The following is a 20,927-nucleotide window of genomic DNA, read 5'->3' as shown; positions in this document are numbered from 1 at the left end:
ATCATCAAAAAATTAAAATGGAATACGCTAAAAATATATTAGAAACCATTGGAAATACACCATTGGTTAAAATAAATAAGTTGGTTGAAGACTTACCATGTTTAGTATTAGCTAAATACGAAACATTTAACCCAGGAAATTCTGTAAAGGATAGAATGGCTTTAAAAATGATTGAAGATGCCGAAGCTGACGGACGCTTAAAGCCTGGAGGTACTATTATTGAAGGGACTTCTGGAAATACTGGAATGGGTTTAGCTTTAGCAGCCATTGTAAAAGGCTACAAGTGTATTTTTGTGATTTCAGATAAGCAATCCAAAGAAAAAATGGATATACTACGTGCAGTAGGAGCTGAGGTGGTTGTGTGTCCAACAGATGTTGAGCCAACGGACCCTAGAAGTTATTATTCCGTTTCTAAACGTCTTGGAGAAGAAACGCCAAATTCTTGGTATGTGAATCAATACGACAATCCAAGTAATGCTAAAGCACATTACGAAAGCACAGGACCAGAAATTTGGAAACAAACAGATGGTAAAGTCACACATTTTGTAGTAGGCGTAGGAACAGGAGGAACCGTATCAGGTGTTGGAAAATATTTAAAAGAGCAAAATCCAAACATCAAAGTGTGGGGAATTGATACTTATGGTAGTGTGTTTAAAAAATATCACGAGACAGGTGAGTTTGATGAAAAGGAAATCTATCCTTATGTAACTGAAGGGATAGGTGAAGATATTTTACCAGAAAATGTAGATTTTAGTATCATTGATGGCTTTACAAAAGTAACCGATAAAGATGCTGCAGTCTATACACAATTGCTTGCCAAAAAAGAAGGGATGTTTTTAGGAAACTCGGCTGGAGCAGCAATTAAAGGGTTGTTACAACTTAAAGAGCATTTTACAAAAGACGATGTTGTGGTGGTGTTATTCCATGACCATGGAAGTCGTTATGTTGGTAAAATGTTTAACGACGACTGGATGCGTGAAATGGGTTATATAGATTAAAGTAATTTACTCATCTAGATTGTGAACAAACAAGCCGCTTCTTAATTTTGGCTCAAACCAAGTTACTTTTGGAGGCATAATAAGGTCGTTGTCCGAGATGCTTATTAATTGCTTCATGCTTACTGGATACATAGAAAATGCGACTTTCATTTCGCCACTATCAACACGTTTTTCTAATTCACCAAGTCCACGCATACCACCTACAAAATCTATTCTCTTATCTTTTCTGAGGTCAACAATATTAAAAATTGGTTCAAGTACATTAGCAGATAGAATAGTAACATCAAGTTGTCCAACGGGATCGTTATCATTGTAAGTCCCATCTTTTGCTGTAAGCTTGTACCATTTGTTATTTAAGTACATTCCAAAGGTATGCATTGTTTCAGGGCGATACTGATTTTCCTTTTGTTCAATAGTAAAATTCTCTTGTAATTTTTCGATTAGTTCATCTTCAGACAAACCATTCAAATCTTTTACTACACGATTGTAATCTAAAATCTTTAATTGATTATCTGGAAATACAACAGCCATAAAGTAATTGTCTCTTCCATTGTCATTGGAGTTTCCATTTCTAGAATTCCTTAATTCTTGACCAACTAAAGCGCCAGCAGCAGTACGATGGTGTCCATCAGCAATGTAAATACTTGGAACGTTGGTTTTAAAGAGCGATTCAATTTGATCAAGTGTATTTGCCTCATCAATAGTCCAAAGACGATGTCTAATGCCATCATCGGCAATAAAATCGTAAACTACATTATTGCTCTTAATATCGTTAACTAAATCATCAATGGCATTTACTTGAGGATATGAAAGGAACACAGGTTCATAATTAAGTTTGCTGGCACGAATATGATTTTTTCTGTCTTCTTCTTTATCTGGACGTGTTAACTCATGTTTTTTAATGATATTATTAAAATAATCGTCAATAGCGCAACAACCAACTAAGCCTGTTTGCACATGGCCATCCATAGTTAATTCGTAAACATAATAACTATTAGAAGCATCTTGTTTAATAATATTTTGACTAACAAGATTATCAAATCTTTCTTTTCCTTTTAAGTAAACTTCAGGAGCATAAAAATTAGAATCCTCTGGGAAATTAATTTCAGGTTTTATAACATTATAAAAAGATACAGGATTTCCTTTAGCCTCTAACTTAGCTTCTTTTGCATTTAATACATCATAGGGTTTACTGGCAACAGATTTTGCGTTTTCTTGTGTAGGACGAAATGCTTTAAAAGGAACAAATATAGACATGCTTTGTAAATTATATGTAACGTTAATTGAAGCGTAAATGTAAAACTTCGAGGGTTTTTTAACAAGAAAAACAAATGATTCTTACCGATAGTTATTAACCTAGTTTTAAGCCATAAATTAGTTGACTACAAATCTGGCCATCTAAATCAATAATATCTGGATAATGTCCCCATTTTTTGAAACCAAATTTTTCCAGAATAGCAATACTTGGTTTGTTTTTATCTAATAAAATAGCGAGCAAACTATTTTTGTTAACACGTTGACACTCATTAATAGTATGCTTAATTAATCTTGACGCAATACCTTGTCTATGGTGATTGTAGTTTATATAATAACTTATTTCTGCAACTTTATTCATGGCTTGTCGTCCAGCTCTATAAGGCGATAAGTAACAATAGCCAACCACACGATTGTTTTGTTCGGCTACGTAAATTGGGTAATCATTTTGGTTAAAAGAGTTAAGCCAATCTAAGCGACTTTGCGCAGTTTCTTCTTGTAACGAACCATTAATTCGAGCTCTGACAGCTTGATTAAAAATTACAACTATTTCATCAAGATCAGAAACATTAGCGAATCGTATGTTAATATTTTGGGCCATTAATTGGGATAGTTATTTCAAGGATTTATTTTCTAATATGTTTTTGGAGGTACAGCTCTATGCTTTGTTCCTTGTTCATATGAATAGGCGAGTTTTATTAATGTTGGTTCGTCATACATTCTTCCAAGAAACTGAATGCCAACAGGTAAATTTCCTGGACTCATTCCCATAGGTACAGTAAAAGCTGGTTGCCCAGTGTGAGGCGCAATAATCTGGTTGTTATCTCCTTTGTATTCTTCTTCAAAATTATCAATTCTGGCAGGTTTGTTATTCCAAGTTGGATAGACAATAGCATCTAATTTTAAAGAATCCATTACGTTTTCTATGGCTTCTCTAAAAGCGACTCTTCTTTCATCATGATAAGCATCTGAGCATTCGGCGTCCGAATTCCCCCATCTACCATCAGCAGTTGTATATTGATTTAATCGACTATTGGAAAATTTGGAAGTTGTGCCAACTCGTATAATGTCTTCAAGAGTTTTCATAGTGTCTCTTTTAACGTATGTTGCTAAATACGTTTCAATATCTTCTCTAAATTTAGCACACCATTGGTTTTGAGCAAGACTTGAAAAATCTGGAACGACTACAGGGTCAATTATTTCGGCACCAAGAACATTTAAATCCAAAAGTGCTTTTTCAAACAAATCTTTTATATCTGTATCTATGTTATTATCACTTAACTCTCTAAGGACTCCAATTCTGGAACCTACTAGCCCGTTTTCATCAAGAAATTGGGTATAGCTGTTAGGTGTTTTTCCTTCAGAATTCTTTGTAATAGGGTCATCGGTATCATAACCTACCATTATTTGCATAACACGAGTTGCATCTTCTACGGTTCGACACATTGGTCCAACAACATCATTTCGTAAAAATAAAGGCGCAATTCCTTCTCTACTAATTAAACCAAGAGTTGTTCTAAACCCTACTAAAGAACAATGTGAAGAAGGACCTCGTATGGAGTTTCCTGTATCAGTGCCTAAACCAACAATACCAATATTTGATGCAATAGCAGCAGCAGTTCCGCCACTTGAGCCAGCTGGCACATGATTTAAATTATAAGGATTATGTGTTGTTCCTCCAGTTGAACTTTCGGTATGCATAGCAGAAAAAGCCCATTCTGCCATATTGGATTTTGCAAGAATAATAGCGCCAGCATCAATGAGTTTTTTTATAACAAAAGCATTTTCGGTTGGTATAAAATCTTTTAGCGCAAAAGAACCAGCAGTAGTTGGAAGATCTATTGTGTTAATATTATCTTTTACTATAATTGGAATACCATGAAGCGGACGTAAAACACCTGTTTTTTTATATTCCTTATCAAGTGCTTTAGCTTGTATAATAGCGTCGTTATTAATAGTTGTGAGTGCGTTTATTTTACTATCTAAAGAATTTATGTTTTTTAAAAATGCAGTGACTAAAGCTTCACTATTGTATGTGCCATTTTTATATGCTTTATGAATTTCGGCAATGGTTAATTCTTCTAGATGTATTGGTTGAGTTTGACTAGGTTTTTGGCAACCTACAAAACATATAATTGCGATTATAAATAGGAGAATGAGTTTTCTAGTCATAATACTTAGTAGTTTAGCACACTAAATATAAGCGATTTTTTATTAAAATGTTTAGTGATAATTGAATTCATAAAATGGGTTACATTGAGTAATAAAGGAACTTAAGTCAAAAGAGAATTAATATTTGTCATAGAATTTAAGAATTTGTAAGTCAAATTAATAGTTCTATTTTTGCCGCTTCTTAAAACAAACCATTATGACTGAGTTTATCAGAAGAAGAACAGCAAATGCTAAAAATGATATTTTAAGCGGATTAACTGTTGCCTTGGCTTTAGTGCCAGAAGCAGTAGCGTTTGCATTTGTTGCAGGAGTGGACCCTTTGGTTGGTTTGTATGCAGCTTTTATGATTGGTTTAATCACTTCTATTTTTGGTGGACGACCAGGAATGATTAGTGGAGCAACAGGAGCTTTGGCTGTCGTTATGGTTGCACTAGTTGCTAAGGGGAATGCTATGGGAGCCGAAGGTGAGCAGCTAGGGTTATATTATCTATTTGCTACAGTCATTTTAATGGGATTTATACAAATGCTTGCTGGTGTTTTTAAACTTGGAAAGTTTGTGCGATTGATTCCACATCCTGTAATGATGGGATTTGTAAATGGTTTAGCTATTGTGATTTTCTTGGCTCAGCTTAAAATGTTTCCAACTTTAGTACCTGAAGATATTTCTTTTTGGGGAGACATGGGGACTTGGTTTAGAGAGTTATTTAACAGTTTAGCAACTAACGGGAAATTTTGGATAATGTTAGGACTCATTGGAGTTACTATGTCTATAATGTTTGGTTTACCAAAACTTACTAAAAAAGTACCTGAAGCTCTTGTCGCAATATTAGTAGTTTCTGCCATTGTGATTTTTGGAGATATAGATGTTGCTACAGTAAAATCTTTTATTGTAGAAGGTAGTGGAGGTAAAGTTGAAGGTCTTAAAGGTGGCTTGCCAGAATTTCAAACAGATATTTTTAGTAAAGTACCATTTAATTTAGAAACGATAGTTTTTATTGGTCCTTATGCCTTAATACTAGCAGCTATTGGGTTAATTGAATCATTAATGACACTAAACTTAATAGACGATTTAACTGAAACTCGTGGAAATACAAACAGAGAATGTTTGGCTCAAGGTGGCGCCAATATTGTCACTGGTTTATTTGGAGGTATGGGTGGTTGTGCTATGATTGGTCAATCAATAATAAACATTAAAGGCGGAGGACGAGGACGTCTCTCAGGTATTGTTGCTGCACTAGCCTTATTAGCCTTTATATTATTTGCATCAGGTCTCATTGAACAGGTTCCAATTGCAGCTTTAGTTGGTGTAATGTTTATGGTAGTTATCGGGACGTTTGCATGGTCTAGTTTTAGAATTATGAATAAAATACCTAGGACAGATTTGTTTGTCTTGATCTTGGTGTCTGGATTAACTGTTTTATTTGATTTGGCAATTGCTGTAATTGCAGGTGTTATTGTAAGTGCTCTAGTGTTTTCATGGGAAAACGCTAAGCGTATTCGTGCTAGAAAACGTATGCGTGAGGATGGTACAAAAATTTATGAAATTTGGGGACCGTTATTCTTTGGAAGTATCACTGCGTTTAATGAAAAGTTTGATGTAAAAAATGATCCTGACCATGTAGAGATTGACTTTGTAGAATCACGAGTGAGTGATCACTCAGCAATTGAAGCTATTTTTGCTTTGGTTAATAAATATAAGGATGCTGGTAAATCTGTTAAATTAAAACATTTGAGCGAAGATTGTAAAATATTGCTCTATAAGTCAAGCCCAATGTTTAGGGACGTTATAGTTGAAGCTATAGATGATCCTCGATATCATTTAGCAGAAAACCCTGAAGCATTTACCAAAGGTTTGGGAGAGTATAATTTATAAATGTTTGTAGAAGTCTTTCTCATCAACAACCAGAGTTGTAAGTTCTACTGTATGATTATCAGGATCTTTAAGGTAAATAGAATGAAAATAAATATGATCTTGAAAATCATATACTTCTCCTAACGCCTTAAAATGTTCTTGAGCTTTAATAAAATCTTCATTTGACACATTAAATGCAAAATGGTCTATTTTTACATGGCGAGATTCTAGATTAAGTTCATCATGCTCCAAATTAGCAGGAAAAATAGCAAGGCCAGATGTTCCTGATAACATAAATACAGGGAATTCCCCCCATGCTTCCAGCTGATATTTTTTGAGTCCTAAGACATGACTATACCAATCAATTGATGCATTCATGTCTTTAACACGAATAGCCACATGATCTAAAAAATTGATACTGAAAGGTTTCATGATTATTTTACTCGTACACTGTTAGGAACTAGCTTGGTATAATCACCATTATTTCTAATAACATCCCTTACAATAGATGATGCTATGTAAGATGTTTGCGCCGATGTCAACAAAAAGACAGTCTCAATAGGTGCTAAATCTCTATTAGTATGCGCAATGGCTTTTTCAAATTCAAAATCGGCAGGATTACGTAGTCCTCTTAATATAAATTCTACTCCTATTTCCTTACAAAAATCTACTGTTAAGCCTTTATAGGTAACTACTTTTACTTTTGGTTCATTAGCAAAAGTATCTTCAATAAACTTTTTACGCTCTTCTAGAGAGAACATATATTTTTTATTAGAGTTTACACCAATGGCTACAATAATTTCATCAAACAGTGTCACACCTCGTTTAATAATATCATAGTGACCTAAAGTAATTGGATCAAAAGATCCTGGAAATATAGCTTGTTTCATGATTTAAATTTACACTTTTTATTTCATAGCTTCTTCAATTGCATTTCCAAATAACTCCTCTAAAGAGATTCCAGCTGCTACTGCCTGTTGAGGTAAGATGCTTTCTTTAGTTAACCCAGGAACCGTATTTACTTCTAGTAAGTGTGGTTCGTCATCTTTAAAAATGTATTCACTTCTTGTGAAGCCATCCATTTTAAGTATTTCATATACTTGTTTTGCAACGGCCTGCACCTTCTTAGTCATATCATTACTAATTCTTGCAGGTGTTATTTCTTGTGACTCACCCAGATATTTAGCTTTATAATCAAAGAAATCATTGTCACTCACTATTTCGGTAATAGGTAATACTTTTACTTCGCCTTTGTATTTTATAACTCCAACCGAGACTTCTACACCATCTAAAAACGATTCAATAATAATTTCATCGTCTTCAGCAAAAGCGACATCAATAGCATTTTGTAAATCCTCTTTTTTATAAACTTTGGTAATTCCAAAACTGCTTCCTGCTTTGTTAGCTTTTACAAAACAAGGTAATCCCACTTTCTTAATGATGGCACCTTCATCAATCTTGTCACCTAAATTTATATAATATGATTCTGCAGTTTTGATTCCGTAAGGTTTTAAAACGCTCAAGCAGTCACGTTTATTAAACGTCAATGCTGCTTGATACATATTACAACTTGTTTGCGGAATATTCAATAGTTCAAAATACGCTTGCATAAAACCATCTTCTCCTGGAGAACCATGAATAGCATTGAATACACAATCAAAATTTGTTTTTTGATTATGTATTATAACCGAAAAATCATGTTTATCAATTGGAAATTCATTGTCATTATCATCTACATAAACCCACTTGTTTTTGAAAATATGGATGCGATAGGTATTGTATTTTGTATCATCTAGTGATTCATATACAACATTTCCACTTTTTAATGAGATTTCATATTCGCTAGAATAACCTCCCATAATAATCGCAACATTTTTTCTCATTGATTAAAAGTATTTAGGTTTCAATAAAATAGCTATTTTGACCGTTTTGTAAAAATATCATTTATTCATGTAATGCAAAACCTTTTTGTTTTAATATACGTATATCTTAAAACTAAAGTTTACCCAATTAATCGTAAAACTATAAAAATGTGTAGTTTTGTTAAATATTTTTCAGCAGTATGAGTATTATTAAATTTGTAACCAGTAAAGAGTTTTTAAAGCAATTAGGATTAGCTATTGTTGCGCTTATAATTATTGGTTTTTTTACGCTTAGGTATTTAAAATTTTCAACCAATCATGGTGATTTTGTTGAAGTTCCAGAACTAAAAGGGAAAACTTTAAATGTAGTTCAAATTGAAATTGATGACAACGACTTAACGATGGTTGTTCAAGATTCAGCTAATTATAATCCAAATTACCCTAAATATTCGGTAATTGACCAACAACCTGCCGCGGGATCTTTAGTAAAAGAAAATCGAAAAATTTACCTAACCTTAAATCCGTCAGGATACAAAAAAGTAGGTGTTCCAAATATTATTAGACGAACATTTAGGCAAGCAAAACCTACTTTAGAAGCCTTGGGTTTTGAAGTTGGAGAGATAATACGTGTAAACGATATAGGTTTAGACCAAGTTATTGAGGTAAGATATAAAGGCGAGAAAATTAATCCTGGAACTATGCTCGAAAAAACTACAAAAATAGACTTAGTTTTAGGGAATGGAAAACAATAATACCTTGATGGAAGACAATAATTTTCCAGAAGAAAACCCTGAACTTTACGAGCATCATTCTTTTACGGTTGAAAAAGGACAACAACCTTTGCGTATCGATAAATACTTAATGAATTTTATAGAAAATGCTACGAGAAATAAAGTTCAAGCGGCAGCAAAGGGTGGAAGTATTCGCGTTAACGGAATTCCTGTAAAATCAAATTATAAGGTAAAACCCTTAGATGAAATAAAAGTCCTTTTTGAGCATCCTCCTCATGAAAATTTATTAGTCCCTGAAGATATTCCAATCGATATTGTTTATGAAGATGAACATCTATTGGTAGTAAACAAACCTGCTGGTATGGTTGTGCATCCTGGACATGGAAATTACTCAGGAACATTAATTAATGCACTCACGTTTCATTTTGATAATCTACCAAATAATTCTAGTGATAGACCAGGTTTGGTACATAGAATTGATAAAGATACTAGTGGACTTTTAGTCGTAGCAAAAACAGAGAAGGCTATGACTCATTTGTCAAATCAATTTGCAGCAAAGACAAGTAAAAGAGAATATATAGCCTTGGTTTGGGGAAATGTTGAAGAGGACGAAGGTACTATTGAAGGAAATATTGGTCGTCATCCAAAAAACAGATTGCAGAATACCGTTTATCTTGATGATGATGAAGATAAAGGAAAACCAGCTGTTACACATTACAAAGTGCTAGAGCGTTTAGGATATGTCACTTTGGTGTCTTGTAGGCTTGAAACAGGTCGTACACATCAAATTAGGGTACATATGAAGCATATTGGACACACATTGTTTAATGACGAACGTTATGGAGGTGAAAAAATATTAAAAGGTACAACCTTTACTAAATACAAGCAGTTTGTAGACAATTGTTTTAAGGTATTGCCAAGGCAAGCACTTCATGCAAAAACACTTGGTTTCAAGCATCCTAAAACAGGCGAGTGGATGAGTTTTACCACAGAATTACCAGAAGATATGCAACAATGTATTAAAAAGTGGCGAGCTTACTCAAAGCATCAAGATAATTTATAAGTCTATATATAATTACTTCTAAAATTAGTTTCATTTCATTGCTGTTACTCTTAAATTTGAGAAACAAAAATGAATCACGATGAAACTAGTTCTTTCTCCAGCAAAATCATTGAATTTTGAAAGTGAATTGCCAACCAATAAAGCTACAGAATCTTGTTTTTTAAAAGAAGCTGAGCGTTTAAATAAATTGCTTAAAAAGAAATCTGCAAGGAGTTTGTCTAAGCTTATGAAGATTTCAGATAATTTAGGGCAATTAAATTATGAGCGTAATCAAGAATGGCAATTACCATTTACCCAAGATAATGCTAGACAAGCAGTGTATGCGTTTTCTGGCGATGTGTATCGTGGGTTAGATGCCTATACAATCCCTAAAGATAAACTGGAAAAAGTTCAAGATACTATTAGAATCATTTCTGGGCTTTATGGTTTATTAAAACCATTAGATTTAATTCAGCCTTATCGTTTAGAAATGGGAACAAAATTTCCAGTAGGTAAAAACAAAAATCTCTATGAGTTTTGGAAGCAAAAAATCACAAAAACTTTGAATGAAGAGCTTCAAGAAAATGAGATTTTTCTTAACCTTGCTAGCAATGAGTATTTTAAAGCAATAGATGCTAAGGCATTAAAAGTACCCGTAATTACAGCTAATTTTAAAGACCTTAAAAATGGTGAGTACAAAACCATTATGACCTTCGCTAAATTAGCAAGAGGCTACATGACGCGGTATATTATTGATACAAACGCAAATACCATTGACGATATTAAAGGCTTTAATTATGAAGGTTATGGTTTTAGCGAATCCATGTCTACAGATTCCGATCTAGTATTTATAAGATAAGTTTGTAAGAGGTAATTCTTTTAGTAGATAATTTTTATTCTCAAAAAAAACTCTAATTTAGGTCTGTTTAATTTTACCTAACTAAATGCCTTATTACCTTATAGTAGTTTTACAAGCCTTTTGCATTTATCATTGTTATAAAAACAGAAATGAGACTTTCTGGTATTTTGTGATTTTCTTTATTCCAGCTCTTGGCAGTATAGCATATATAATTATCAAGGCTTTTAATAAGAGAGATGTTGAAGTTCTTCAAAATGAAATTACTACAATTATTAATCCAACAAAAAAGGTAAATGATTTAAAGGCTCAAGTAGATTTTGCTGATACTTTCCAGAATAGAATTAACCTAGCTGATGCTTATTTTGAAATTACAGACTATAATAATGCGCTTAACAATTATAAAATAGCTTTAGAAGATAATTATGGTGACGATTACCATATTATTGAACAAATAGTTGACTGTTATAGTAAGCTAGGGAAACATGATGAGGTTGTAACTTTTGCAGACAAGGTAAAAACTCATAGAGATTTTAATAATTCTAGATTACAATTTTTATACGGCATTGCACTTCACCATCTTGATAGACTTGATGAAGCTGAAAAAGAGTTAATGCAAATTAATCAACGATATTCTAACTACAATGAACGATTACATTTAGCTAAGTTTTTAAATGCAAGTGGTAAAACATCAAATGCTAAAGAAATTCTTCTTGATATTAGTTCTGAAGCAAAACATATGACTAAGCCTAACAGAAAAAAGTATAGGTTGACAATAATGGAAGTTGAAAAGCTATTAGTAGAGTATAATTGATTCTAAGAAAAAGCGAGGTTTCTATCACTTATTTTTTGTCAGCCTTTTTTGGAGCTGCTTTTTTCTTGGTTGCAGGTTTTGGTTTTGCTGCTGCTTTAGGTTTTTCTGCTGTCTTTTTTACTTTAGGTGCTGCTTTTGTTATTGCTTTTTGCTTTTTTCGAGGACGCCTAACACCATAGCTCCCCATTGTTATTTTTCCACGTTTCGTTTTTTTGTCGCCTTTTCCCATGAGTAACTATTTAAAGGTTAGTTATTTAAAAATACTATTTTTAGCATTGAATTCAAAATACTATGTTTTTTCATAAGCATCCTTATCAAACTTTTATTCAACAAGATACAACAAAATTAATAGTGGGTACTTTACCACCACCACGATTTTCTAAAGGTGAGCTTTTAGAGAAGGATGTTGATTTTTGTTATGGTAGTTATTACAATTCGTTGTGGTTGTTTATAGATAAAATCCATAATCTTGGATTACGTTTTGATAATTCACAAGAAGCTATTAACGAGCGGAAACAATTTTTAATACAACATAAAATTGGCGTTTGCGATATCGTTGAAAGTGCAGAAAGAGAAAAAATTGATGCATCCGATTTAGGTATGAAAAATATTATACTTAGAGATATTGTTGGTTATTTAAAGCATTATCCGAATATTAACACCTTGTTGTTTACTGGAGGAAACAGTAAAAACGGACCAGAATATTTTTTCAGAAAACATCTTAAAGAATATGGTTTGAAACTAGAAATGGTTTCTAATGTTATTCCAAGAATTCATCAATTTAAACTCCCTGTCAAGTCGAGCGTAGTTGAAACCTCATTTAGAATAATCAAAACAGTATCATTAACTTCAGGCTCTGGAGCTGCTAATATTTCAATAAGTAGAACACCCTTTTACAAGCAACAAAAATCAAAGAATCCTAAGTTTAATACGTTTGACTTTAGAGTAATGCAATACAAAGAGTTTCTCTAGTTTTTTGACCAAACGGAATAAATAATATACAGCAATCCAGGAATAGCAAAGGCACTTATTAAAGCGCTTGAAGCTAAATCTGGTCGTATTATATGGAGCAAAATCATTCCTCCAACCGTAATTAAACCACCAATACCTTTCCATTTAAATGCCAATAGCAAGCCTATTATAGTGCTACCTGGAAATAAGAGTAAAGCAATAACGTCTGAATTACTTATAGCAGTAGTATTCGAATCGGTAAATAATTCACCAATAGTCATAAATAACAAAAATATAATGACTAAGGCACCTAGTATTCTTGCAGACCAAAGAATAATTTTAAATAACACTTTTCGAGGGATTAATTAGTGATATGCCCTACTAATATAACTAATTATAAATAACTAATTGGTGTTGTGGTAATTATAGGTTAATTAATTGCTTGGAGATTGATGATCGTAGCTATAAATTCTACTCATTTTCCATTCACCATCAACTAAAATCCATAGTATAGAATATTTTGCAGTACTAGTTAAGTATTCAGGCTTTTCATTAGGTTCTTTAGCATAAAATGCATGTTCACCCTTTAAAATAGCAGCATAAAGCTCGCCGTTTTTATGCATTGGAAACACTTCTATGCTTCCTTGTACTAATTCTCTTCTAGCTTTATAAGACAAATTTCCTAAGCTTTTCATACCATTTATAAAATCTTCTTTGGTATACGTTGCACCTCCTTGGTCGTGGTAAAACTCGATATCATCAGTTGCTAATTCTTCAAGAATACTTGTGTCAAGTTGATTGTACGATAGCTCAAACATTAAACTGTCTTTTTCTTTTAGTAGATTAAATAACTCACCTTTTTCTGAATTGTGATTTGAAATTTCTAAGCGACCATGAACTTGGTTGTCACTAGCTTCTACATGTACCTCATCTTGTTGCTTACAATTAGTAAACAAGATTGACAGTCCTAAAAGGATAAAGGTTGGTTTTAATTGCATTTGATTGATTTTTTTGATTGATATCTATACGTGTAAAGTTTATTAAAAGTGTTACAATTAATGCTTACTTTTATTATAATCCAGTATTTCTTTAGGCAGCTGTTTTCCTTTGTTTTTTGCTAAATATCGACGAAGAACACCGCCTTTTATATGGTTAATATCAAACTCTATTAAAAACGCATCAGGATCTACTTTGTCTATAACGCGATGCATTTTTCGAATATCAATTCTATTTATTACCGAATGTATAATATCAAATTTTAGCATTTCCCCACTGCTCCCATACCCTTTTTCACCTTTATAAATGGTCATTCCTGCACCAAGTTCATTAATGATGACTAACTTAATTTCCTTGTGGTGTTTTGATACAATCATGACTCCAATAAAATCTTCAAACCCTTCAATAAGTAAGTCAATAACTTTTGCAGTAACGATATAGGTAAGTATAGAGTACATAGCTATTTCAACCGAAAGCACCAATGCAGTAATACTAAATAATATAATATTAAAATATAAAATAATTTGACCAATACTAAACCCAAAGCGGTCGTTTAAAAATACACCTAGAATTTCCGAACCATCCAAAACCGCACCATTCTTTACTGTTAAACCTATACCAGAACCAACAAACAAGCCACCAAATATTGAGATGAGTAATTTGTCTTCTGTAACAGTATTAAATTCAACAAAATGTATTACTAAGGCTAACCCAATAATACTAAAAATGGACTTGATTAAAATTCGCTTTGATAGTGTAAAGTAAGCAAGAATTAAAAACGGAATATTAATGAGTACTAAAAGTGTTGAAATATTAATACTCTCAAACTGCGAGTTTAGTAAAATAGCTGTACCTGTAACACCTCCGTCCAAAAAATCATTGGGTAATAAAAAGGCCTTTAAACCAATGCTAGCAAGAAAAATCCCTAGAGCTATTTGAAAATATTCTGAGAAATAAGTATATAGTTTTTTATTAGTCATCTATTCTAAATTATTAAAATTGATAATTGGAGAAACACTTAAGGTTGCCCTTGTAAACATAGTTCCGATAGTGGTATGGTCGTTTGTGAAACCACAATTCATTAAATAAAATCCATCATTTATGATTCCGCCAGAATAATCTAATCGTGCATCCTTTCTAGCAGTTGCATCTGCTGAAAATTTAGCTTCGGTAATTTCATACCATACACCTTTACTATCTCGCATCCATTGATTGTAAAAACCTCCTTGTCTCGCTAATGCTCCAGTATTCGGAATAAAGTTTTCTAAAAAAGAATAAGGTCGCGTTACATAAGTATTAGTTATTGGTCGTCTAAAACTTGCTATTAAATGCCATTGATTAGTGTCAGGATCAAAAAAGTAAGATGTGTAATCTGTAGCGTTTTTACCATTTGGTTTTACTCTTGTAAGGAAACCATACCGAGTTTCAGCTTTCCAATTAAACACCTTATAGCTTTGTCCACCAGAGCCTTCATTACCAAATTCACCTGTGGTAACACCTTCGCCTTTTTTGAGGAGTTTTATTTTTTGGTCATCAGGAATGCTATTTGGGTCGTCGGTTTTAAACGGACTCCAAATAGAAAACAAAATGCGTCTTTCGTTTTCTGAGTTTACTTGAATGCCAAAATAACCTTCGCCAAAACCGTTTGCCATAAAGTAGGAACCAATAACGTCTTGATCTTTATCAATTTCAATTTCGTTATACATCCATTCAATATCATCAGTTGGTGTTTCATATACCAGATGTGTTGAAGGACCTCGTCTGCCAAAATAAAAATCGTCTTTAATATATTTTACCAAGGTATTGTCGTCAGGTTGCTTAATAAGAATACTCTTGATTTCTATATTGTTATTTGTGATGTCATGAAAATCAATATGATTATAGCCTTTACCTTCACTATTATAATTATCAATATAAATAGTGTCAAATTCAGAGTTTTCTAACTTGATAGATTCAGTTTTGTTATTATAAGAAATCTTAAATTCTGAGGTACCTTTAGCTATGATTCCAAAAGGAATACTAGCTTCTTTTTCGGTATAAAAATAAGCTCTAATAGTGTCGTTTGCATCTTGCCAATTTGTAATACCTTCTTTGGTAATCACTTCTGAAGATTTAGACGCATCATTTATTACCCAACTATTTCCTGATGTTATTTCAGTATTTAAAAGCGAAACATCAAAAGACATCTCTTGTTTACAAGCAACAAAAGTAAATACGATTAAAATGCAAAATAACTTTGAGTATTTCATGTTTTTTTAAAGAACCTAATAATTACTAATCTCTTGCCGCTTTAAATTCACTACCATCATACCATTTCGGAAAATAATCTTCGTTAGCTAATTTTGTTCCTACATTGAAAAATAATTGTAAGTCTAGTTGAATACCACTTAATTCTGTAGTTTCAGGATTATATTCGTCAGAAGGTTGATGATATTTAACCATACGGTAGTTATCATTATACTTTTTTATATCTTCAATACTAATGTCAAATCCTTCATAAGCACCACTTGCATACAAAGCAGGTATGCCAATTTTAGCAAAATTAAAATGATCAGATCTAAAGAAATAGCCTTTTTCAGCTTCAGGATCTGGAATAATGTACCTGCCTTGTTTGGTGGCAGCTTCTTTGGCATATTCATCCATTTCAGATTGACCATAACCAGTGATGGTTAAGTCCTTCATTTTTCCTGGACTATCTAAGGCATCTATATTAATATTCGCCACTGTTTTTTTAGGATTGAAAATAGGATTCTCAGCATAAAAAGCAGAGCCTAATAATCCTTGTTCTTCGGCTGTTACAGCAATAAAAGCAATAGAACGTTTAGTAGGACTGCTTTTTTTGAAAGCTTCAGCTATAGCCAATAAACCAGCAGTTCCAGAGGCATTATCTACAGCGCCATTATATATAGAGTCGCCATCAATGGCTTTACCAACACCAAAATGGTCCCAATGTCCTGAGTAAATAATTACTTCGTCTTTTCTGTCAGTTCCAGGAATCATGGCAACTACATTCTTAGACACATCTTTTTTGATACTATTACTTATGCTCACCGATACATTTAATCCTAATGGAACAGGCTTAAAGTCTTTATTTCTAGCTAAGTTTTTATAATCTTGCCCTTTCATAGTAGAGACACTAAACATTTTTTGAGCACTTTCTCCACTAATCCAAGACTCAACATTTAAAAGCGGCAAATCACTTTCTATAGTTAAGCGAGCACCACTCCAGCCAGACTCTACAACATTCCATCCATAGGAAGCAGGCTCTGTGTCATGTATAATAATAAGTCCATCAGCACCTTGTCTTGCTGCTTCTTCGTATTTGTAAGTCCAACGACCATAATACGTCATTTCGTTTCCTTTAAATAACGTTGAATCTCCCGATTTAAATCCAGGATCGTTAATTAAAACAACTGCAGTTTTTCCTTTCCAATCAATACCTTCATAATCATTCCAATCATATTCAGGAGCAACAACACCATAGCCAGCAAAAACCAATTCGGAGTTTTCAAGGCTCACATTTTCCACTGGTTTATTAGTTGTTACCACAAAATCTTTTAAAGGTTCTAAATTAATACTCGTATTATCTCCAGTAATTATCATGTTTTTCGAAGGGGTTCCAGTAATTTCTACTAGTGGAACATCTTGAAAAAAGCTATCGCCATTTCCTGGTAAAAGTCCTAATTTTTCAAACTCATCTTTTAAATAGTTAACTGTTTTTACTTCGCCTTCAGTAAATGGTTTTCTTCCAAGAAACTCATCTGACGCTAACTGTTCAATATGATTTCCAAGCGTTTCTTGACTAACTTCAACTAAACCTGCTGTGTCTTTTTTGTCATTATTACAACTAATAAAAAGTAGTAGTACTAAAAATTTAAAGTAATTCTTCATAAATAATATTTTAAATGAGTATTGTAGAAAAACGAAGTTCGACTAATTTTTACATAAAATCAAGGACATCGCATAAATTAGACTTAACTTTGCAGCTTAATAAAAAAATGGCGCTATAAATAAGAATGTCATTTGCACAATTATTTATATGTCATTTAATTCCCTAGGCTTATCGGATGCCTTATTAAAAGCCGTTAGTAAACAAGGCTACACAACACCATCACCAATCCAACAAAAAGCAATTCCTTTAATTTTAGAAGGAAAAGATGTTTTAGCATCTGCCCAAACAGGAACTGGTAAAACAGCAGGCTTTACGTTGCCAATGCTGCAAAAATTGTCACAAGGACAACATATGCGTAAACGACCAATTCGTGCTTTAGTATTAACGCCAACTAGAGAATTAGCTGCGCAAGTACATAATAATGTAAAAGCATATAGTGAGTTTTTGGACATCCGTTCGGCAGTGATATTTGGAGGTGTTAATCAACGACCACAGGTAGCCACTATTAGAAATGGTGTCGATATTCTTATTGCCACTCCTGGACGTCTTATAGATTTAAATAGTCAAGGACTATTATCGCTTGCAAAAATTGAAATTTTGGTTTTAGACGAGGCAGATAGAATGCTTGATATGGGCTTTAAAAGAGATATTGACAAGATAATGAGCTTAATGCCTTCAAGAAGACAAAATTTATTGTTTTCAGCAACGTTTTCAAGAGAGATAAAAAATCTGGCAAATAGCATATTACACCATCCTGTTTTGGTTGAAGCAACACCTGAAAACACTACAGTCGATGCTATTGAACAAAAAGTATATCGTGTTGCAAAGGCGAAGAAAACCGATTTAATTATTAAACTTATTTCTGAAGGCAATTGGAAGCAGGTTTTGGTGTTTAACAGAACCAAACATGGTGCTAATAAACTTTGTAAAAAAATGGTTAGTGCAGGTATTTCTGCTTCAGCTATTCATGGAAATAAAAGTCAAGGTGCACGAACAAAAGCTTTAGCAGGGTTTAAAAACGGATCCGTTAGAGTGTTGGTGGCTACAGATATTGCAGCTCGTGGATTAGATATTCCTTTATTACCACATGTTGTAAACTTTGAATTGCCTAATATTTCTGAAGACTATGTACACCGTATTGGAAGAACTGGTAGAGCGGGAGCAAATGGTGAAGCAGTGTCTTTAGTAAGTGCCGATGAAACTACGTATTTAAGAGACATTGAAAAACTGGTAGGTTTAAAAATTCCTGTAGAAATTGTTGAAGGTTTTGAACCTGACCCTAATGCATCAACAAAGCCTATAAAACAAGGCCAGGGAGGGGGAAGAAACCAACGAAGATCTAATAAACCAAAATCTCAAAGTTCGAGAAAATCTGCTGATGGTGGTGATTCAGGAAATAGTAGAAATACTAGCAGAAATAAAAGCAGAAGCCGAAATCGTAATAGAAATAGACGTTAATTATGACTACTGAATTACGAAACAAAATTATTGGCGTTTGCAATAAGAAAATAGCTCAAAAAGGAAACACTGTTGGTTTGTCATTCTATGCATTTTTTGCCAATAAGAATGATAACCCAGAGCTATTGATGGAAGCTGCTACATGGTGGATACAAACGCATCAATTAGACCATTTTGAAAAAGCTGTAAAAATAAAAGCGCTTATTGAATAATGGCATCTCAACCAAACAACCCTTTACATGGTATAAAACTAGAACAAATCATTAATGATTTGGTAGACCGTTATGGTTGGGAATATTTAGGCTACAACATTAATATTCGCTGTTTTACTCACGATCCTTCAATAAAATCCAGTTTGAAGTTTTTACGTCGTACACCTTGGGCTCGAACTAAGGTTGAAAATATGTATTTAAAAATGCTAAAAAATACAAGGTCTTAAATATTACCATCTTCATCAATTGGTAAAAATGGATTGTAAGCAATTTCCCAAAGGTTATTATCTAGGTCCGAAACATAACTACTGTAACCTCCCCAAAACACATTTTGTGGAGGTTTAATTATTGTTACCCCTTTTTGTTTTAAATTTGAAATAATAGTATCAACCTCCTCTTTTGTACGTGTGTTATAAGCTAAAGAGAATCCTTTAAAACCTCCTCCTTTACCATTTACAGTAGCGTCTTCTGCAAGAGCTTCTCTATTATATAATGACAGTAAAATACCATTAAGCTTAATAAACGTAATAGATTCGTTACTAGATTCTAATTTTTCCCATCCAAAAATATACTCATAAAAATGAGTTGCTGCTTTTAAATCGTTTACACCTAATCCAATAATAGTAAGTCTTTGTTCCATAGTGTTTATGAGTAGTTGAGTAATAATATAACTAATATAGCTAATTCAAACTGAATAGAATATCCGTGAAGATTTTCGTAAGTGGGTGAGTACAAGCAATGAACTATACACGTTGTTGGTAACTGTTATTTACTCTATCAGTCATTATCTACATGAGTAAATATTTTATTGACTATTTTCCATTCGTCATTTATTTTAAAAAGAGATAAATAGTCATAATAATTAAAACCTAGCATTGGAACGTGCAATTTTACCATTGCAATTTTACCAAGTATATCTATTCCAATGATTGACATTTTTAGAGTTTCTCTAAGGTCATTTGGGCTTTTTCTAACCTTAACGGTCTCAATGTACTCGTTCACACTCTTAGAATATTCACATGTATTTAAATCTCCATGAACAAACGCATTTTCACTAAAACAAGTTACAAGGATTAATGTGTTTCCATAAAAGATTCCCTCTATGTAATTATTAATTAAATTTTCGATTTCTTTAATGTTGTCAATATACATTTGATTATTTTTTACTCCCTAAAGATTATTTTCCATTAAATCCCCAATTTTCAATTGGTATTTCATCTATTACCACGTGAGTTATTTTAGGGTTTTTATTTAAAACGCTAACCACTAAATTTGTAGCCCCTTCAATTAATAGTTTTTTTGTTCGTTTGTTACGTTTGTGTCTGTAACTCTTATGTTAATGTAAGGCATGATTTTTTATTTATTAAAATAATTGAGTTGCTGAATATTAATCCCACTTTGAAGTTGTCGATACTGCATACTTTCCTGCTCCTAATAAAAATATTATTATCGCTCCAAATAGATATAAGCCTTGTAACTCAATTCCCCAACCACCAAATTGATTTAAAGTGAAAATGTCGGAAGAATGTGCCATTAAAATAGCTGTTAACATATTAAAAGCTAAAACTAAACTTGCCATTCTTACTCTAAAACCTATGATTATTAATATTGGTGCAATTATTTCGCCTATAAAAACCGAGTATGCAACAAATTCTGGAATTCCCATGCCATTCAATAAATTTTTAATAAATGAATAATTGGAAGTCAAGTTTGCAATTCCGTGGAATAGAATAAGGATTCCGATACTAATTCTTTGTATTAGTAATCCTATGTCTTTTTTTTGAATGTTTTCTAAAGTACTCATATCATTTAATTTTTTAAAATTATTATGATACAA

General features: G+C 32.8%; 25 protein-coding genes and 1 pseudogene. 10 read left to right on the top strand and 16 right to left on the bottom strand.

Annotated elements, in window-relative coordinates:
- Positions 1-17: 17 nt before the first annotated feature.
- Positions 18-998: a pyridoxal-phosphate dependent enzyme gene (locus tag HB672_RS13275; RefSeq protein ID WP_167770004.1), complete on the top strand. Its 981-nt coding sequence runs from the start codon at positions 18-20 to the stop codon at positions 996-998.
- Positions 999-1,004: 6 nt separating this feature from the next.
- Here the strand turns inward: HB672_RS13275 and HB672_RS13270 are convergent, their stop codons facing one another.
- The 3 genes from HB672_RS13270 to HB672_RS13260 form a co-directional block, all read right to left on the bottom strand.
- Positions 1,005-2,255: a DUF1015 family protein gene (locus tag HB672_RS13270; protein ID WP_167770003.1), complete on the bottom strand. Its 1,251-nt coding sequence runs from the start codon at positions 2,253-2,255 to the stop codon at positions 1,005-1,007.
- A 94-nt stretch (positions 2,256-2,349) separates the two neighbouring features.
- Positions 2,350-2,853 carry a GNAT family N-acetyltransferase gene (locus HB672_RS13265; RefSeq protein ID WP_167770002.1) on the bottom strand — a complete coding sequence of 168 codons (504 nt, stop codon included), beginning with the start codon at positions 2,851-2,853 and terminating at the stop codon, positions 2,350-2,352.
- A gap of 32 nt (positions 2,854-2,885) precedes the next feature.
- Positions 2,886-4,424 carry an amidase gene (locus HB672_RS13260; RefSeq protein ID WP_167770001.1) on the bottom strand — a complete coding sequence of 513 codons (1,539 nt, stop codon included), beginning with the start codon at positions 4,422-4,424 and terminating at the stop codon, positions 2,886-2,888.
- Between the two features lie 196 nt (positions 4,425-4,620).
- Between HB672_RS13260 and HB672_RS13255 the strand changes: the two genes are divergently transcribed.
- Positions 4,621-6,297: a SulP family inorganic anion transporter gene (locus tag HB672_RS13255; protein WP_167770000.1), complete on the top strand. Its 1,677-nt coding sequence runs from the start codon at positions 4,621-4,623 to the stop codon at positions 6,295-6,297.
- On the opposite strand, the gene HB672_RS13250 is transcribed toward HB672_RS13255, so the two are convergent.
- Genes HB672_RS13250 through HB672_RS13240 form a run of 3 tightly spaced genes read right to left on the bottom strand, consistent with a single transcriptional unit; the run spans position 6,292 to position 8,159 of the window.
- Positions 6,292-6,708, bottom strand: a complete 417-nt coding sequence (locus HB672_RS13250) for a VOC family protein (RefSeq protein WP_167769999.1) — start codon at positions 6,706-6,708, stop codon at positions 6,292-6,294. The two genes, HB672_RS13255 and HB672_RS13250, sit on opposite strands and share 6 nt — an antisense overlap.
- A gap of 2 nt (positions 6,709-6,710) precedes the next feature.
- The gene (gene coaD / locus HB672_RS13245) at positions 6,711-7,166 is read right to left on the bottom strand and encodes a pantetheine-phosphate adenylyltransferase (RefSeq protein ID WP_167769998.1); all 456 of its coding nucleotides are present in this window, start codon (positions 7,164-7,166) and stop codon (positions 6,711-6,713) included.
- A gap of 18 nt (positions 7,167-7,184) precedes the next feature.
- Positions 7,185-8,159, bottom strand: coding sequence for a D-alanine--D-alanine ligase (locus HB672_RS13240; RefSeq protein WP_167769997.1), 975 nt, complete (start codon positions 8,157-8,159; stop codon positions 7,185-7,187).
- A 179-nt stretch (positions 8,160-8,338) separates the two neighbouring features.
- On the opposite strand from HB672_RS13240, the gene HB672_RS13235 reads away from it, so the two are divergent.
- The 4 genes from HB672_RS13235 (at position 8,339) to HB672_RS13220 (ending at position 11,581) form a co-directional block, all read left to right on the top strand.
- On the top strand, positions 8,339-8,890 hold the full coding sequence (locus HB672_RS13235; RefSeq protein WP_167769996.1) for a PASTA domain-containing protein: 552 nt from the start codon (positions 8,339-8,341) through the stop codon (positions 8,888-8,890).
- Positions 8,877-9,932: an RluA family pseudouridine synthase gene (locus tag HB672_RS13230; RefSeq protein ID WP_244306622.1), complete on the top strand. Its 1,056-nt coding sequence runs from the start codon at positions 8,877-8,879 to the stop codon at positions 9,930-9,932. The genes HB672_RS13235 and HB672_RS13230 overlap by 14 nt, the downstream gene beginning before the upstream one ends.
- A gap of 79 nt (positions 9,933-10,011) precedes the next feature.
- The gene (yaaA, locus tag HB672_RS13225; protein WP_167769995.1) at positions 10,012-10,770 is read left to right on the top strand and encodes a peroxide stress protein YaaA; all 759 of its coding nucleotides are present in this window, start codon (positions 10,012-10,014) and stop codon (positions 10,768-10,770) included.
- Between the two features lie 85 nt (positions 10,771-10,855).
- Positions 10,856-11,581: a hypothetical protein gene (locus HB672_RS13220; RefSeq protein ID WP_167769994.1), complete on the top strand. Its 726-nt coding sequence runs from the start codon at positions 10,856-10,858 to the stop codon at positions 11,579-11,581.
- A 145-nt stretch (positions 11,582-11,726) separates the two neighbouring features.
- Here the strand turns inward: HB672_RS13220 and HB672_RS14730 are convergent.
- Positions 11,727-11,810: pseudogene (locus HB672_RS14730) on the bottom strand (30S ribosomal protein THX); the annotation flags it as partial.
- 62 nt (positions 11,811-11,872) lie between these two features.
- Between HB672_RS14730 and HB672_RS13210 the strand changes: the two are divergent.
- A complete protein-coding gene (locus HB672_RS13210; protein ID WP_167769992.1) occupies positions 11,873-12,553 on the top strand; it encodes a uracil-DNA glycosylase family protein in 681 nt (226 codons plus the stop codon).
- On the opposite strand, the gene HB672_RS13205 is transcribed toward HB672_RS13210, so the two are convergent.
- From HB672_RS13205 to HB672_RS13185, 5 genes are all read right to left on the bottom strand, one after another.
- Positions 12,550-12,882, bottom strand: coding sequence for a hypothetical protein (locus HB672_RS13205; protein WP_167769991.1), 333 nt, complete (start codon positions 12,880-12,882; stop codon positions 12,550-12,552). The two genes, HB672_RS13210 and HB672_RS13205, sit on opposite strands and share 4 nt — an antisense overlap.
- 84 nt (positions 12,883-12,966) lie before the next feature.
- Positions 12,967-13,530 carry a nuclear transport factor 2 family protein gene (locus HB672_RS13200; protein WP_167769990.1) on the bottom strand — a complete coding sequence of 188 codons (564 nt, stop codon included), beginning with the start codon at positions 13,528-13,530 and terminating at the stop codon, positions 12,967-12,969.
- A 57-nt stretch (positions 13,531-13,587) separates the two neighbouring features.
- Positions 13,588-14,508: a YitT family protein gene (locus tag HB672_RS13195; protein ID WP_167769989.1), complete on the bottom strand. Its 921-nt coding sequence runs from the start codon at positions 14,506-14,508 to the stop codon at positions 13,588-13,590.
- Positions 14,509-15,777, bottom strand: coding sequence for a DUF3472 domain-containing protein (locus tag HB672_RS13190; protein WP_167769988.1), 1,269 nt, complete (start codon positions 15,775-15,777; stop codon positions 14,509-14,511). It abuts the gene before it with no gap.
- A 25-nt stretch (positions 15,778-15,802) separates the two neighbouring features.
- On the bottom strand, positions 15,803-17,419 hold the full coding sequence (locus tag HB672_RS13185) for a M28 family metallopeptidase (RefSeq protein ID WP_167769987.1): 1,617 nt from the start codon (positions 17,417-17,419) through the stop codon (positions 15,803-15,805).
- Positions 17,420-17,567: 148 nt separating this feature from the next.
- Here HB672_RS13185 and HB672_RS13180 point away from each other — a divergent pair, with 148 nt between their 5' ends.
- Genes HB672_RS13180 through HB672_RS13170 form a run of 3 tightly spaced genes read left to right on the top strand, consistent with a single transcriptional unit; the run spans position 17,568 to position 19,317 of the window.
- Positions 17,568-18,878: a DEAD/DEAH box helicase gene (locus HB672_RS13180; protein WP_167769986.1), complete on the top strand. Its 1,311-nt coding sequence runs from the start codon at positions 17,568-17,570 to the stop codon at positions 18,876-18,878.
- A 2-nt stretch (positions 18,879-18,880) separates the two neighbouring features.
- Entirely contained in the window at positions 18,881-19,090 is a 210-nt protein-coding gene (locus tag HB672_RS13175) for a DUF6500 family protein (RefSeq protein ID WP_167769985.1), read from the top strand.
- Complete coding sequence (locus tag HB672_RS13170) at positions 19,090-19,317, top strand: VF530 family protein (protein ID WP_167769984.1); 228 nt, start codon at positions 19,090-19,092, stop codon at positions 19,315-19,317. The genes HB672_RS13175 and HB672_RS13170 overlap by 1 nt, the downstream gene beginning before the upstream one ends.
- Here HB672_RS13170 and HB672_RS13165 read toward each other — a convergent pair.
- From HB672_RS13165 to HB672_RS13150, 4 genes are all read right to left on the bottom strand, one after another.
- Positions 19,314-19,730: a VOC family protein gene (locus tag HB672_RS13165; RefSeq protein ID WP_167769983.1), complete on the bottom strand. Its 417-nt coding sequence runs from the start codon at positions 19,728-19,730 to the stop codon at positions 19,314-19,316. The two genes, HB672_RS13170 and HB672_RS13165, sit on opposite strands and share 4 nt — an antisense overlap.
- Before the next feature lie 137 nt (positions 19,731-19,867).
- Positions 19,868-20,242, bottom strand: a complete 375-nt coding sequence (locus tag HB672_RS13160; RefSeq protein WP_167769982.1) for a nuclear transport factor 2 family protein — start codon at positions 20,240-20,242, stop codon at positions 19,868-19,870.
- Between the two features lie 25 nt (positions 20,243-20,267).
- Positions 20,268-20,357, bottom strand: a complete 90-nt coding sequence (locus HB672_RS14725) for a tautomerase family protein (RefSeq protein WP_348272562.1) — start codon at positions 20,355-20,357, stop codon at positions 20,268-20,270.
- Positions 20,358-20,477: 120 nt separating this feature from the next.
- A complete protein-coding gene (locus HB672_RS13150) occupies positions 20,478-20,894 on the bottom strand; it encodes a DoxX family protein (RefSeq protein ID WP_167769981.1) in 417 nt (138 codons plus the stop codon).
- Positions 20,895-20,927: the final 33 nt, after the last annotated feature.

It is taken from the genome of Gaetbulibacter sp. S0825, from assembly GCF_011777505.1.
Taxonomy (GTDB): domain Bacteria; phylum Bacteroidota; class Bacteroidia; order Flavobacteriales; family Flavobacteriaceae; genus Pontimicrobium.
The sequence above is the reverse complement of the archived record's forward strand: the minus strand, read 5'-3'. Positions and strand labels throughout refer to the sequence as shown.